The following is a 14,383-nucleotide window of genomic DNA, read 5'->3' as shown; positions in this document are numbered from 1 at the left end:
TTTAAAGGAGATTTTTTCTATGATTCTCTAAGATTACCCGATATTACAGCTTTTCCGCCATTCTACTTTTAGTCGGTAGCATTTTTAAGCCTCCTTTCGTATAATGAGGGAGCAGACAAAGGAGGGTACAATGGAACCGAAAGACATGGGAAACAAAATTAAAAATGCCCGTATGGCAAAAGGAATGACACAGAAGGAACTGGCCTCCCAAGTTCATGTTACGGACAAGGCCGTTTCCAAATGGGAACGCGGACTCTGCTTTCCTGATATGAGCAACCTGGAGCCGCTGGCCGACGCTCTGGGTATGAAAATGACAGAGCTTTTTATAGACAGCTCTGTAAACGAATCCGAAGAAGAAAAGGCGGAAACCTCTTTAAAAGAGGCGGTACAGCTTGTAAAGGCAAGGCAGAAGAAACAGCGCCGTGACATTATTCTGGCATTTGCTGGCATGTTCCTGTTTGAGCTGCTGGCCTTCATGGCCATATGCTTTTTTTTAGTTACCGATCTTTTTGTGGAAAAAGACAAGGCGGAACGGATTGAAGATTATGAAACCTATATGGCAGTTCCCGACGCCCGCCATAATCCCTTTGCACCACCTGGAAAGGTGGAATGGATTTTCCCCCGGTCGATCCCGGAGGGCGCCCATGTAAATGATTTCTATTATGAATATTATAATCCCTGGGATCCCAATTACGTCATCTATCTGGATATCACCTATGACGAAGACGCCTATGAGAAGGAACGGGACCGAATTTCCACAAAATGCGGCATGCCTCTGGATCAGACACGGTATCTGGTATACGGGGCCGAGGGCTTCTACTACCCTGTTTTATCCGCTTCAGGAGATTCCTCAGGCATCCTGTATGCGCTGACCGATGAAAAGGCCCGCCGCATTATGTATGTGGAAATCGCTTTCTGCAACTATTTCTCCGATATTGATTATGAACCGATTATCCCTCCGGAAATTCTTCCCGCGGGCTTTGACGCCGGTAAAAATAACCCGACAAGGCGGAAATTCGTGGTGGAACAGGAAGGGCTGCGCATTTACAACGCAGCCCCTTCCTGACTTTTCCTATTTTACCAGTTCCCTTATCACCTCAGGCGCAATCTCCTGCTCCGGCAGGAATTCATCCGAATCTATATACCTGTAAACAGCAGCCTGCAGCGCCTTTAAAAAGCATATGAGGATGACTCCTGCACAGTACAGGGCTGAGTGTGAGGGTTAAGCTGCGGGATGCCGCAGCCCTTCGCGCGGCCCGGCAGCAAGGTGCAGCAGCATTTCACTCCGGTCTGGCCTCCCCGTACTTTTGGGCACAGCCCGGCCGTCCGGAATTTTATATTCATCATTCCCGTGCCGCCGATACTGCCAGCAGCAGCGCCGTTGTGGTCTGGTTCATGCTTCCGTCATAAATCTCCCCGTCCAGCGTAACCGCATCCTTATAGGGCGTCACGTTCTGCAGCACATTTCCATTCGCATCCAGCAGCTGTATCCGGTAAGAATATCCGATTCTTTGCTGCAGTTCTTCCTCAGGCCGTATGTCCAGCGCCGCGTAGGCTTCCAGAATCTGCTCCTTCTCTTCCTGAGTGCCCACCATAAAAACCGTGCCGGTATTTCCGTTTGTCACCCGGATATCGGCCACCTCTTCCACCGGCACCAGAACCTCCCGCACATCAAATCCAGCTGCTTCTTCCCCATTTGCTTCCGTATTCACACCATAAACGCCTTCCGCAGGATCTGCAAGCCTGAAGCAGTCCTTCCCCGCAGTTTCCGGGTCCTCGTAAATGACCCGGAATGCCACATCCTTTCCCGCATAACCCGGTTCGGGAAAAGCACTGTTCATAATACCAACACCGGCATAGAGATAAATCTGATCTCCTAACGCATATCTTATATGGCTGCCGTAGCTGACTCCCCCAAATCCTGCATCTTCATTATCCTCCAGCTTATATGATAATCCGCCAAAGATAACCCTTCCGGTTTCCCGCTCCGTAATGTCCACGGTCTTTTTTGCCGTATCCACACGATAATCCAGCAGCCTGCCGATTTCCTCCTCCAGCTTTTCACCACTCAACTCATAAGGATCCATATGCGCGGTATCATAAGTTTCAAATACCAGGAGCTTTTCCAGATACAGCCCCGTTCCGCTTCCTACCAAAAAAGCAAGCGCCGCCTCGTCCCTTCCATCTCCGTCATAATCCCCGGCAGAAAGCTTCGGGCCGTCATACAAATTCACCCACTCCGCATCCACTTCATTAATGTTGTCCATTCCATCCAGACGGAAATTCATGTAAATGCCCCGATAACCGTATTCCGGGCTGACACAGCCGTATGCCTCATAAAGCCCGTCCTCTGTTGCGGCCAGCCGTACCATATAATCCCCGTCCTCCGGAACCACATCACCAAAGGAAAGCATCCTCCGGCTCTTCCAGCAATTTTCAAATACCCTGCCCATCACCTCATGAATATCGGGCAGTACCGTATCTTCCCGGCTCCCCTCCTGTGACATGGAAGACTCTGGCTGACCATCCTCAGTACGGTTCACAGTTCCGGCCGTTTCAGGGGTTCCGGCCGTTTCCTCCGTTCCGTTTATTCCTGCGCTGTTTATTTCTGTGCCGTTTATTTCTGCTCTGTCTGTCCCCGCCCCATCCGCGCCGCCCGTCCCATTGGTCAGGCATACGGCGGCGATAACAAGAATCATAAGCGTTCCCCCCACGGCAGCCCATACGCCTGGCTTACGGAAACCAAGGATATTTTTTACGCGGCTTTTTGCATCCTTTTCCCCAAAAGAAAGGGGACCGGCGGGATGCAGCCGTCTGTTGGATGCAAAGGAAAGCAGCGAAAGGCTGTATTCCTTTTTGATTCCGCTTCCCATCTCCACCAGAACGTGCTCATCACAGCTCATCTCCATATCCCGCCCCATGCAGAAAAAAGCAAGCCACACAAACGGATGGAACCAGTATACGGCGGCCAGGAAGAATGCCAGTGCCTTGACGTAAACATCTTTTCTTCTGATATGAAACTCTTCATGGCGGATAATATACTCCCGTTCCCGTTCACTCAGGCGGAAAGGAAGGTAAATCCTTGGCCGAAACAGCCCCAGGACAAAGGGTGAACTGATATTGCCGCATTCATAAACATTGTCCTGAAGGCGGACCGCCATATGTACCGTCCTTCTGAGCCGCAGCCAGCAAAACAGGCTGTATAAAAGAATCGTTGCCAGCCCGGCCAGCCAACCCCACGACGCTATACGCAGCAAATCTGCCGCGCTCACACTTCCTCCTGTGATGCCGTCCAGAACCTTCTGTATCATACCTTCAGCCGCACCGGCCGGTATATTTCCGGCGGCATTTCCTGCCGCGCCGGCTATATCCACACCGGCTGTACCCGCAGCCACAGTTCCCCCTACGTTTAATGCGTTTGCCGCAGCTCCTGCCCCCTGTACCATTCCCTGCGCCCTGGAAGCCAGGTCAGCACCGGCTCTCTTTACAACCCCCGCAGCACTTCCTCCCGCGGTAAGCCATTCCACCGCCGCTGCAATCCCCGCAGCCTTCCGCCCGATAAAATCAACATTAAACAGGCTGAATGCGGAAGAAACCGAAACCGGGCATATCAGCCGGAGCGCCGGAACCGCCCACAGATAATAGGAGTATTTCTTCGGAAGCCGCAGCCTTTGAAACAACAGCCGGACGGCCAGTACCACAAGGATCACCCAGGATGCCGTCATTCCCATGGAGATCAGCTGTGAAAACAATCCGCTTGCCATAAACAATCCCTCCTATTCCTCTTTATGTGCATCGATTAATGCCTTAATGCTTTCCGCTTCTTTTTCCGAAAGCGTTTTCCCCCCAAGGAAAGCGGCCACAAACTGGGGCAGGGAGCCTCCAAAGGTACGCTCCACAAAATATTCCGTTTCCTCCTTCTGTACCCGCTCCCTTGGGATCACAACGGAAACCACCGCATTTTCATTGGTAATATAGCCCTTATCACAAAGCTTTTTTATTGCCGTATAAGTGGTTGATTTTTTCCATCCCAGCTGACCTGCGCACAGTTTTACCAGTTCTCCTGAATTCACCGGCGCATGCTCCCATACAATCAGCATAAAACGATAATCACTGTCACATAACTTCAGATACTCCATAAAAAATCCTCCCTGATATAATAAGTCGGTGGTTATAGACCTTCTTTTCTTTAGTCTATAACCACCGACCTGTTTTGTCAATCAGTTTCTGAAGTATTTACCTGAAGAAACTGCCGGCCTTTAATAATTCATTTTATAACAACAAAGAGGATATCGTTTAGGATATCCCCCTTGCCCTGTTACATATTCATTGTTCCCATCCAAAGCCTTTTCACCGAAATCTGCAAAGGTTTCAATGCGTTTACTCATACTGCCAAAATCAATACGTTCCTGTACTGTCAGCGGAAGGTGAAAGGATTTCCCTGGGGCTGTAGCAATTCCGGAATTCCTCTTTTGCGGCCTTCGAATACTTTTCAACAAACTTCAGTTTCGCTTCCGAATAGCCGTTGGGCCTTCCGTCTACAATGCGCCGTATTTTCCCACTTTCAATATCGCTCAGTATATTTTCCTTCAGCTTCCCATATTCCGCCGCCACATCAGGATGCGCAATCAGGTAATCCCTAAAATATAACTCATCCCAGTTCCCCAGGTATCTCACATGGAGATGGAAAACCTTTTCTTCATAACCATCAATGGAATAGCCTTTCCCAAGCAGTAATTTCATCGGATCATCCCACCGGATAAAAATTGCCTCCCCATATCCAATCGCCTTTAAAGCATCAACCAGCCTGGTTACGTTACAGCAGCCATCAATCTCAAGCAGCATATCTATTGTAGGTTTCGCTATGACACCTTCGACAGCGCTGCTCCCAATATGGTTCATCCGCACAACATCCTCGGCATTTACAGCATCTAAAATAATTTTCTTCTCGCTTTCATACCAGTCCTTATAACTTGTATTGTACTCCTTTAAAATGATTGGGAACGTTTTCTTAAATTCGTCCGCCGATAGTTCGGATACTTTCTTAGCCATAGCTGACACTCCTTGTCTGTTATAAAAATTCGCGCTGTTGATTTGATGGTTAAATCATAACATAACCGTTCCGGAGTTTCCACTTCGGTTTTCGGTTATTTCCGAAGGAAATTATCATTCCGTCATTTTCCCAAGAATGATAAAGGGAAAAATTTTATATCATCACGCATTCTGCAGAACCTCAATTGCATATTGTCATAATCCCGCACAATTCTAATTCAAAATAAAATGCACCACTCCGCAGTCATACTGCGCCCAGATCCCATGTCTCGCCTCATCCCCTGACCTCACTCTGTCCACCACAAAACGGCCCTCCTCAAAATGCCCTTCCTCCAGGCAAAGGAACTCCATATTGTGAGCCAGATGCTGTCCGTTCAGCCAGTTAACCGGTATCGATCCGTCCTCCGGCTCCGCACCGGTAAAAAACAGTCTTACCTTATGCCCCACCAGATAAAATTCATTCTCCGCCATACAAAACAGCATTCCTCTTGCCGTCTCCTCAGCCAGGCTGGCCGGAAGACGGTTCAGCCCCTCCAAATCCCGGTTATGATGGTAATCAAGCGGCACCCAGCCGGCATAATCCGTTCCCACACCCGCAAAGGAAACCCGGCATCTGCGGCCCGCGATTTCCATGTACTGTGAGTCCTGCCCCAGGCTCTGGCAGAAAACAGCAGTCTGCCGCACCCTGCCATCATACAACAGCTCCGATGCCGCCTTCAGCATGGCAAAGGAATGCATGATCGGGACAGCGGAAGGCTTCAGCTCCCCACTCTCATCCAGACAGCTTTCTATGCCGAACACATGATATCCAACGGCCTTGTGCTCACCCACCGCGCTGAACATACACGCAGCGTTCACGCTTGTCAGCCCCGATTCCGGCACATAAAGCGGCCAGCCTTTTTCCTTCCCGTCATAAATGTCATAGGCTTTGCGTACCGTGTCCGGGTTCATCTCGTAAATATCCGGGCACAGGGCATCCAGATGGCCGCATACACACTGCCACAGCGGCAGACATTTGGAAACCGCCCCTCCGCAGGGATATTCCAGCCCGGCCAGATTCCAGCCGTGCATACTGTTCCTGTCCATCCACACATTGGTATACATGAAAATATCCCTGACCGCTTTCCCTCTGGCCGCGATTTCATCGATATAGGAAGCAATCGCCCATGCCGTACAAAGCTCTGCGCCGAAGGCGCCAAACATTTCCTTCCAGCTTCCCGTGCTGACACCGCCGTTTTTCAGCCAGCTTTCATGTATGGAGCCCGCATCCTGCGACTGCGCCAGCAGCCTGATATCCTCCGGCACCTCCCTGGAAAAAGCAGCCGTCCCCTGCTCACTGAAATCCCTCCTGGTCGCTGCAAAAATACCCGGTTCATTTTCCACCTGAACCGCTATAATGGTTTCTCTTTTTTCATCATAATCTTTCAGAATCTTCATCAGCTCACAGAAAGCTTCCGCATCTTTTTCCAGGTTATTCCTGCTGTGAGGGGAAAGCACCGTGGTTTCCGTGCCGTCCTTACACCGCACCCTCGGAAAACGTTCCCGATCCTTCTTCACCCAGGCCGGCGTGTATTCCATCTGCCCGTTTTTCCAGGTGCCGAACCATAACAGGATTCCATGCAGTCCATGGCTGCGGACAGCATCAATAATCGCATGGACATAGCCGGTATTATATACGCCCTCCTCCGGCTCAAACGCATCCCAGCAGACAGGGACCGCTATCGTATTTCCCCCGATTGCCCTGACACTTTGGAACGACCTTTCCGCATCCTCCCCTGCTTTTCCTTCCCCGATCCCTCCAATCGGATAGGAAGAAGAATTATGTACCTGTCCTCCCAATGAAAAAAATGGTTTCCCCGAAACCGTAAAACATGAATGTCTCATATTGCCCCTCCTTTTTCTGCCGCTCTTTCAACGGCCCCCAATCTTCGTACAATCTCTTTAAATCATCTTAACCAAACTCCACTTCCCATTATTACAGTGCTCTCCGCAGTTCCTCCCATCCCGGCGCAAAGGCTTTTTCACTCCCCTCCGGCAAAACAGGACACCCAAGCGCCGCCAGCATTGCATAGCCCTCCCCCGCGGCATCCATCACCAGCTTCAGCTGTTGCCCCCTGATTTTCGTCAGATCACAGTCCAGCGCATAGCAGACATAGCATATCGGCAGGATAAACGCCAGGTGGCTTTTATACCAGCCATCCATATCTGAAACATAAACCGGCTGATATTTTCCCGTAAAAATGCTGGAAAACACAGCTTTCGTCCCTTCATCCGGCATACTGGGCAAAAAACCGCAGGATAAATGTGCGATACCGAAACGCACGCAGATTCCCCCGCCCTCCTCCCTGCGCCGCGTGCCAACACCGTTACCTCACGACTATTTTTACATAATACATGGTACAGATAACTGCCGATAACCCCTGCACCGATAAACATAATTTTCATGCCGGATACGCCCCTTTCTCCTGACAGCAGCCTGTGAATCTCTTTTCCCGGCTATAACGTTAGCTACTTCTAACTAAGAGTAACACACTGGCAGGAACAATACAATGCAGCACAAGGGATGAGACAGTTTACACGCATAATGATAAGCGAATACCATGTATCAATGACACGCGCCTTGACAAGGCCTGATACATCTTTTATAGTACAAATATTATCGGCCGTGGGGACAGGCCGCTGAATACACGGAGCAACTACCAACCTCCAAAACAGCCGGTCTTAAGCCCGGCATTCTGCTCCGATACCGCCACTTAGCAACATTCGCCCTTTTATCAATGATATCGCCGCCCACTAAACTCACAATCACAGGAGGAATCCGCCATGAAGCACATGATAAGACTTACCAACCACACAGCAACGGATATTATGGATATCTTTCACATCGCAGATGAAATCCGGCAGGGAAAACATGCAGATATCCTGAAGGGAAAAAGTATTGTCATGTTTTTTCCCGAAACAAGCATCCGCACAAGAGTTACCTTTGAAAAAGGCATCTCCCTGCTGGGCGGCCAGCCCATCCTGTTCCCGCCTGAAGCCCTGGATAAAAAAGAGGCGCTGCAGGATGTATGCGGCTATCTCAGTCTTTGGGCCGACGCCCTTATCGTCCGGCACAAGGATATCCGCCTCCTTGAAAAACTGGCGCAGCATTCCGATATCCCCGTGATCAACGCCATGACCGACAGCAACCATCCCTGCGAGATTATCGCAGATATGTATGCCCTTTCCAAACGGAGAAAGGATTTCCTAAAAGACAGCTACCTGTTCTGCGGTGAAAACGGCAACATCGGCCTGGCATGGAAGGAAGCCTCACTTGTCATGGGCTTTGATTTATCGCAGTGCTGTCCAAAGGGCTGGGAAATGGAGCACATTACAGCCTTTGATACTATTACGGACGCCATCCGGGGAAAAGACATCATATGTACGGATTCCCTGCCCCCGGATGCTCCCGCGGACTTCAAAAACTGCCAGGTAACCAGGGCAGTTATGGAAATGGCCAACAAAGGCGCCCTGCTCAATCCCTGTCCTCCCTTTTCCCGGGGTAGGGAAGTCTCCGCCGACGCCCTGGACTCCGAATACTTCGTGGGCTATGAATTTAAGAAACACCTGCTTGAGGTACAGCAGGCCATCCTCATTTACTGCCTCACAAGGTAATCCTCTCCCCGCGCCAAAACAGCCTGTACTTTCCGGATTACGGCTGCCCTCCCGACAAAATAAGCTCTATCAGCCGGGAAGCCTCGCTTTTCGTCAGCGTTTCCGGATTCCAGTTGATTTTTATCTTTTTCTGTGCCGCCAGCCTCGCCAGGAATGCCACCTGCTTCGGGCTGGCGGGGAACTCCGTCCTCCCCTTCCCGCTGCAGTTCAGGGGCGACGGTTTAAAAACCTGAGGTTCTCTTTCTTCAAAATAATGGGCAAGCGTCTGATACAGCTTTGCCGTTGCCAAAGCATCATGATATGCCCGGTGTGCCGCCTTATTGTCTATCTCATAATGGGCGCACAGGGCCTCCAGGCTTTTCGATTCCATATTTTTATGGACGCGCCGGGCAATTTTCAGGGTATCAATCCCCTGCTTCTCAAAAGACAGCCCCAAAAGCTCCGCCTGGTTTTTCATAAAGCTGTAATCAAAAATTATATTATGCCCCACCAGCACTTCATTCCCACAGAAATCCAGAAACGCAGGAATCACCTCCTCCCGTCTGCGGGCATCGGCCACCATCTCATTGGTAATTCCGGTAATCTCCGTGATTCTTGCGGAAATAGGCTCGCTCGGCATTATGAATTCCATAAATCGTTCCTGAACCTTCCCATCCTGCACTTTCAGCGCGCCGATTTCAATAATTTCATTGGTCTCCGGGCTCAGACCTGTGGTTTCCAGGTCAAAAGCAATATATGATTTTAACATGTCCTCTGCCGTATTCCTTTCCTTTTCGTCACCGCAGCCGCTGCGGCCACAGGCCGGATAAGCTTTATCTTCGAAAATTTCCATCCGCATTCATTATAAAATATTTTTGTTAATTATTCTACCTCAAGCGGTTCTGGTACGGTTTATTTTTTCTCAAAAAGAGCTTTCACCATAGCTGCTGTATTTTTCCCTGCTTTTTGATACAATGAAAAGAAAACAGGAAAGCAGCTTTTGTCCGGCAAGGTGGAATTATGATTGATATAGGCATGCCAACGCTCATCGAGTTACCCGAAATTGAAGACTGTGCCGCACTATGTTCTAAGCTTGGGCTGCAGTTTGTGGAGCTGAATATGAATCTCCCCCAATACCAGACCGTCAGCTTAGATACTGACAGACTGGAAGCAGCCGCGAAGAGATACGGTATTTATTTTACCATACATTTGGACGAAAACCTGAATGTCAGCGATTTCAACCCGTTTGTCGCTCAGGCCTATACCCGCACGGTATTGGAAACAATCCGTATTGCACGCAGGCTGAATATCCCAGTGCTTAATATGCATCTGTCCGAAGGCGTGTATTTTACGCTTCCCGACAGGAAAATATTTCTGTACGAGCAATACAGGGAGCAATATTTACAGAGCATCCGGCTTTTCCGGGAAACCTGCGAGAATAATATCGGAGCGTCCAACCTTAAAATCTGCATTGAAAACAGCAGCGGCTACACGGATTTTCAGCTTCTGGCGCTGGATCTGCTGCTGGAAAGCACCGTATTCGCGCTGACCTTTGATATTGGACATGATTACTGCATCAATCATAAGGATGAGCCGATAATAATCAGCCGCAGAGACAGGCTGCACCATTTTCATTTCCACGACGCCACGGCGGGAAAAAATCACCTTCCCCTTGGCACCGGAGAAATCGCCCTGCAGAAGTATCTGCATCTTGCCCTCCAATGCCGTGCCCGCCTGGTTCTGGAAACGAAAACCGTAGAGGGGATGGAAAGGTCGGTGGGATGGATGAAAGCGCATCTTATGGATGCTTAAAAAAGCTCTGCCGCTTTACAGCGGACAGAGCTTCCATATCTAATAATTGTATCCTGCAGGCTTTTGTCATTCTTTCACTGCACCAAGCATAATACCGTTTACAAAGTACTTCTGTAAAAAAGGATACACGACCAGCATGGGTATCATTGCAATGAAGATTTTTGCCGCATCCAGAGATTTGTTGGAAAGTTTATCCATCTTCTCGATCTGATCCATAGACAGATTGGTCGTCTGTATGCTGACCACCATTTGCTTGATATAGGTCTGCAGCGGATAATGCCGTTCCCCGCTGGAAAGCACAAGCCCCTGGAAAAATTCATTCCAGTAGCCCACGCTGGTGAACAGAATCAATGTGGCAAGAACAGGAATCGCACAGGGAACCACGATCCGGAATAGTATTCTCCACTCCCCTGCACCGTCTACCTGTGCCGCTTCTATCAGCTCCTTCGGAATCCCCCTGTAAAAATTAATCAGCAGAATCAGATTGAAAACCGGCAGGCCGCCGCACAATACCAGTCCCCATATATTATCAATCAGTCCGTATTTTACCATGGTGATATACCAGGGAATGGTCCCTCCGTTAAAAAGCATACAGAAAATGACTATCCACATAATCACGTTCTTAGGCCTGTATTCTGAGGCCGGCTTAGATAACGGATAGGCAAAAATAATCAGTATCAGCATGGTTACAATTGTGCCTAGGACCGTTCTTTCCACGGATATCAGAAATGAACGGAAGAACTGCGTATCCCCCATAATCTGCTGGTAGGAAGCCAGTGAAAAGCCCACGGGATAAAAAGTAACCAACCCGGAGTTTGCAGCCGATTTACTGGAAACGGATAAACAGAAGGCATACCAGAGAGGATAAATACAGGAAACGGACAGCAGCGTCATAAGAATGACGTTAAATACATTAAATATTCTGCTTCCTATTGATTTACTTTGGATCATATGTATTCTCCTTTACAAATATAAATTGTATTCGCGGACCGACGGACTCAGAAAATTTTATAATCTGCAGCCTTGTATGCAATGATATAGGACACCACAATCAGGATAAAACTGATTGCGGATTTAAACAGGCCTGCTGCCGTAGCCAGTGAGAACTGCACATTCAATAATCCCATCCGGTAAACCCAGGTATCCAGAATATCTCCCGTGGAATAGACAAGTGGGCTGTACAGGTTAAATACCTGATCGAAACCTGCATTCAGGACATTCCCTAATCCCAGGACAGCTACCACGACGATCGTCGGCGCAATTCCCGGCAGCGTAATATGCCACACGGCCTTCAGCCTGCTGCAGCCGTCTATGGCTGCGGCTTCATACAGATCCTGGCTGACGCCTGTCAAAGCCGCCAGGTAAATAACCGCATTATATCCAAATTCCTTCCATACATCAGAAAAAATAACCAGCTGCCTGAAATATTTTTCTTCCGCAAACCAAATCTTAGGCTCCACGCCAAAAGCTGACACTATCGTATTAAAAGCCCCCCGGAAGCTGAACAGCTCCAGAAAAATACTCGCAAGGATAACCCATGAAAGGAAATGGGGCAGATAAACTACCGTCTGAACGATCTTCTTAAATTTCATTTTTCTTATTTCATTCAGAAGGAGCGCAAATACAAGAGGTACAATTACATTTAAAACCAGTTTTGATACGGCAATAATTATGGTATTCACAATAACACGTCTGCTGTCGCTCATCGAAAAAAGATATTGGAAATTTTCCAGGCCGATAAAATCAGACCGGAAAAAACCTTTTACCGGATCATAATTTTCAAAAGCCATTACAATGCCTATCATGGGAACAATATTAAATAAAATCAGCCAGAGCATTCCAACGCCCACCATGATATTATAATTCAGAAAGGTTGTGGATTTTCTTTTCCTGCCGGGCTTTTGCAGATGCATAAGAGCAGTTTTCATAAGATTCCTCCATGTAAATATTTATATTGCTTCTGATTGAAAGAAGGAAGGATTACAGCAGGGCTGCAATCCTTCTTAAAGCCTATTGAAGCTCGGCTACTTCCTGCAGAATCGTATCTCCGCCTTCCGCTTTCCACTTTTTAATGAATTCATCATAAGCGCTGATATCGGATTTTCCAGTGATTACCTTCATAACCATTTCCTTTTCCATAGACAGAAGATTGGACCACTTGCTCTCCATAGTTGGTGTCTGGCTGAAAACACAGCTGCGGGTCTTCTTGTCAACAGTCGTGGTGGCATAAGGCCTGTCACCGATAAGCAGGGAATACATTCTCTGGAAATCACCGAAGTTCTCCATGCTGAAGTCCTCAATAGAAAGCTGTTTTCCACTCTCATAGCCTGGAACAACATCCTTTACCACGGAAACATCGTTGGCCAGCAGCTTGTATGCACTGGAAATACCCTGATAATCCTCGGGAGAAGTTTTTCCATCCAGTACGTTAATCAATTCGTGATAGGTATATTCACACTCATCCGCCGGAGCCATCAGCGTTCTTACCGGCCAGAAATCCAAGGGCTGCTCAGATACATCAAATTTGCTCTCGTCTCTGAGCAATACGTTAGCCATAATAATAACCGCTTTCGCCACATCCTCAGAAGCATTTTTATTGATTACACAATAGCCAGTGGTGGCAGAGCCTGCCTTTACATAATATCTATTATCATCCGTATAAATGGGATATGCCTGCCAGTTCGCCGTGGGATCATTTCTGTATGCATCCCCGATGCCGTAACCGGATACCCACCAGGCTCCAAAAAACATTCCGACCTTTCCGGAATTAATCAGTTCGATTGTAGAATCCCTTGTCCCCATTTCCTGATCGATATATCCCTTTTGATACCAGTCGGCCAGACGTTCCAGGGTTGCTCTCGTTGCCGCGCTATCCGTTCCATAAGTCACATTTCCGTTCTCATCCTTCAAAAAGATACCTGGATAACAATCATTAGCTGAAAATACGGCATCGAAACCGCCTGTAGTAGTCGCTGTTTCCTGGAAGGTTGTATAACAGCTGGTATTTTTATCAGGACCGGCAATCGGTATTGTATCCTCGCCTGCAGGCTTCTTTTCCGCAAATACTTTTGCTATATTCTCTACATCATCCAATGTTTTCGGTGCTTCCAGTCCACATTCATCCAGCCAGTCCTGGCGAATATTGATAACCTGTATTCCTGCTGTCTCCACTTCAGTTGCTGGAATTGCATACTGCCGGCCATCCACGCTGGCTTCTTTGATTGCCTCTCCACCCGTAGATTCCATTACCTCCTTCACTTGAGGTGACTGCATCTGCTGGAACAGGTCAGTAATATCATACAGCTGACCACTTCTTGCCGCCTTCAACATATACTCCCTGGAAACTGTCATTGCATCAGGCAGCGTATTGCTGGCGATGCAAAGCGCCACCTTCTGTGTATAATCGTTGCCGCTGGCTGCAGTCCAATCCACTACTACCTTAATGTTGAAATTCTCCAGCAGATAATCCGTATACTGGTTATTCTCCACGCTCAGTCCTTCCGGCAGCGTATCTGTGGGACTGACGCCCTGCCCGATATGAACCTCCACAACCTCCGGGAATTTCTGAAATGCGGCTTCCTGTGAACCGGCTGTTTCTGTCGATACGGAACCTCCCTCAACCTCTGAAGCCGGAACATCTGCAGTTCCCGCATCTGTTGGCTTTGAACCGCAGCCCGCAAGCAATGAAAATGTCATTGCGCCTGCAAGTAACATGGAAACAAGTTTTTTCTTTTTCATTGTAAACCTCCCTGTTTATGCGGAGAAAATACGACTTCTGTACGAGCAGAGGATTTTCTCCATTATTGTGTAAAATAAAGTTACTGTTGTTTTTCTGTCTCTATTTTATTATTTATTTTACCCATCCGTAACCAGCAAACGCCCCCAT

Annotated in this window: 12 protein-coding genes; 3 read left to right on the top strand and 9 right to left on the bottom strand. The window is 48.4% G+C overall.

The annotated features are described in order from the left end of the window. Window positions 1–130: 130 nt before the first annotated feature. A complete protein-coding gene (locus tag DXC51_RS22530) occupies window positions 131–1,066 on the top strand; it encodes a helix-turn-helix domain-containing protein (protein WP_117545486.1) in 936 nt (311 codons plus the stop codon). 277 nt (window positions 1,067–1,343) lie between these two features. On the opposite strand, the gene DXC51_RS22525 is transcribed toward DXC51_RS22530, so the two are convergent. From DXC51_RS22525 to DXC51_RS22505, 5 genes are all read right to left on the bottom strand, one after another. After that, window positions 1,344–3,764, bottom strand: a complete 2,421-nt coding sequence (locus DXC51_RS22525; RefSeq protein WP_117545485.1) for a M56 family metallopeptidase — start codon at window positions 3,762–3,764, stop codon at window positions 1,344–1,346. 12 nt (window positions 3,765–3,776) lie between these two features. Beyond that, window positions 3,777–4,139, bottom strand: a complete 363-nt coding sequence (locus DXC51_RS22520) for a BlaI/MecI/CopY family transcriptional regulator (protein ID WP_025490799.1) — start codon at window positions 4,137–4,139, stop codon at window positions 3,777–3,779. A 259-nt stretch (window positions 4,140–4,398) separates the two neighbouring features. Next, entirely contained in the window at window positions 4,399–5,052 is a 654-nt protein-coding gene (locus tag DXC51_RS22515; protein ID WP_117545484.1) for a GrpB family protein, read from the bottom strand. A 213-nt stretch (window positions 5,053–5,265) separates the two neighbouring features. Further along, the gene (locus DXC51_RS22510) at window positions 5,266–6,936 is read right to left on the bottom strand and encodes a DUF5597 domain-containing protein (RefSeq protein ID WP_117545483.1); all 1,671 of its coding nucleotides are present in this window, start codon (window positions 6,934–6,936) and stop codon (window positions 5,266–5,268) included. Window positions 6,937–7,027: 91 nt separating this feature from the next. After that, on the bottom strand, window positions 7,028–7,375 hold the full coding sequence (locus DXC51_RS22505) for a hypothetical protein (RefSeq protein ID WP_117545482.1): 348 nt from the start codon (window positions 7,373–7,375) through the stop codon (window positions 7,028–7,030). A gap of 500 nt (window positions 7,376–7,875) precedes the next feature. On the opposite strand from DXC51_RS22505, the gene DXC51_RS22500 reads away from it, so the two are divergent. Beyond that, complete coding sequence (locus tag DXC51_RS22500) at window positions 7,876–8,706, top strand: ornithine carbamoyltransferase (protein ID WP_117545481.1); 831 nt, start codon at window positions 7,876–7,878, stop codon at window positions 8,704–8,706. A gap of 37 nt (window positions 8,707–8,743) precedes the next feature. Here the strand turns inward: DXC51_RS22500 and DXC51_RS22495 are convergent, their stop codons facing one another. Further along, on the bottom strand, window positions 8,744–9,454 hold the full coding sequence (locus tag DXC51_RS22495; protein ID WP_117545499.1) for a 3'-5' exonuclease: 711 nt from the start codon (window positions 9,452–9,454) through the stop codon (window positions 8,744–8,746). Window positions 9,455–9,705: 251 nt separating this feature from the next. Here DXC51_RS22495 and DXC51_RS22490 point away from each other — a divergent pair, with 251 nt between their 5' ends. Next, window positions 9,706–10,497, top strand: a complete 792-nt coding sequence (locus DXC51_RS22490; protein WP_117530611.1) for a TIM barrel protein — start codon at window positions 9,706–9,708, stop codon at window positions 10,495–10,497. A 66-nt stretch (window positions 10,498–10,563) separates the two neighbouring features. Here the strand turns inward: DXC51_RS22490 and DXC51_RS22485 are convergent, their stop codons facing one another. The 3 genes from DXC51_RS22485 to DXC51_RS22475 all read right to left on the bottom strand — a co-directional run bounded on the left by DXC51_RS22485 (window position 10,564) and on the right by DXC51_RS22475 (window position 14,235). After that, window positions 10,564–11,448: a carbohydrate ABC transporter permease gene (locus tag DXC51_RS22485; RefSeq protein WP_021640052.1), complete on the bottom strand. Its 885-nt coding sequence runs from the start codon at window positions 11,446–11,448 to the stop codon at window positions 10,564–10,566. 47 nt (window positions 11,449–11,495) lie between these two features. Beyond that, entirely contained in the window at window positions 11,496–12,425 is a 930-nt protein-coding gene (locus tag DXC51_RS22480; RefSeq protein ID WP_025490792.1) for an ABC transporter permease, read from the bottom strand. Between the two features lie 82 nt (window positions 12,426–12,507). Further along, the gene (locus DXC51_RS22475) at window positions 12,508–14,235 is read right to left on the bottom strand and encodes a type 2 periplasmic-binding domain-containing protein (protein WP_025490791.1); all 1,728 of its coding nucleotides are present in this window, start codon (window positions 14,233–14,235) and stop codon (window positions 12,508–12,510) included. Window positions 14,236–14,383: the final 148 nt, after the last annotated feature.

This window comes from Eisenbergiella massiliensis, assembly GCF_003435485.1.
The sequence above is the reverse complement of the archived record's forward strand: the minus strand, read 5'-3'. Positions and strand labels throughout refer to the sequence as shown.

Bases quoted from the DNA above. Each gene is read 5' to 3' on its own strand.
- DXC51_RS22530 (WP_117545486.1), top strand. From the start codon at position 131: ATGGAACCGAAAGACATGGGAAACAAAATTAAAAATGCCCGTATGGCA.
- DXC51_RS22525 (WP_117545485.1), bottom strand. From the start codon at position 3,764: ATGGCAAGCGGATTGTTTTCACAGCTGATCTCCATGGGAATGACGGCA.
- DXC51_RS22520 (WP_025490799.1), bottom strand. From the start codon at position 4,139: ATGGAGTATCTGAAGTTATGTGACAGTGATTATCGTTTTATGCTGATT.
- DXC51_RS22515 (WP_117545484.1), bottom strand. From the start codon at position 5,052: ATGGCTAAGAAAGTATCCGAACTATCGGCGGACGAATTTAAGAAAACG.
- DXC51_RS22510 (WP_117545483.1), bottom strand. From the start codon at position 6,936: ATGAGACATTCATGTTTTACGGTTTCGGGGAAACCATTTTTTTCATTG.
- DXC51_RS22500 (WP_117545481.1), top strand. From the start codon at position 7,876: ATGAAGCACATGATAAGACTTACCAACCACACAGCAACGGATATTATG.
- DXC51_RS22495 (WP_117545499.1), bottom strand. From the start codon at position 9,454: ATGTTAAAATCATATATTGCTTTTGACCTGGAAACCACAGGTCTGAGC.
- DXC51_RS22490 (WP_117530611.1), top strand. From the start codon at position 9,706: ATGATTGATATAGGCATGCCAACGCTCATCGAGTTACCCGAAATTGAA.
- DXC51_RS22485 (WP_021640052.1), bottom strand. From the start codon at position 11,448: ATGATCCAAAGTAAATCAATAGGAAGCAGAATATTTAATGTATTTAAC.
- DXC51_RS22480 (WP_025490792.1), bottom strand. From the start codon at position 12,425: ATGAAAACTGCTCTTATGCATCTGCAAAAGCCCGGCAGGAAAAGAAAA.
- DXC51_RS22475 (WP_025490791.1), bottom strand. From the start codon at position 14,235: ATGAAAAAGAAAAAACTTGTTTCCATGTTACTTGCAGGCGCAATGACA.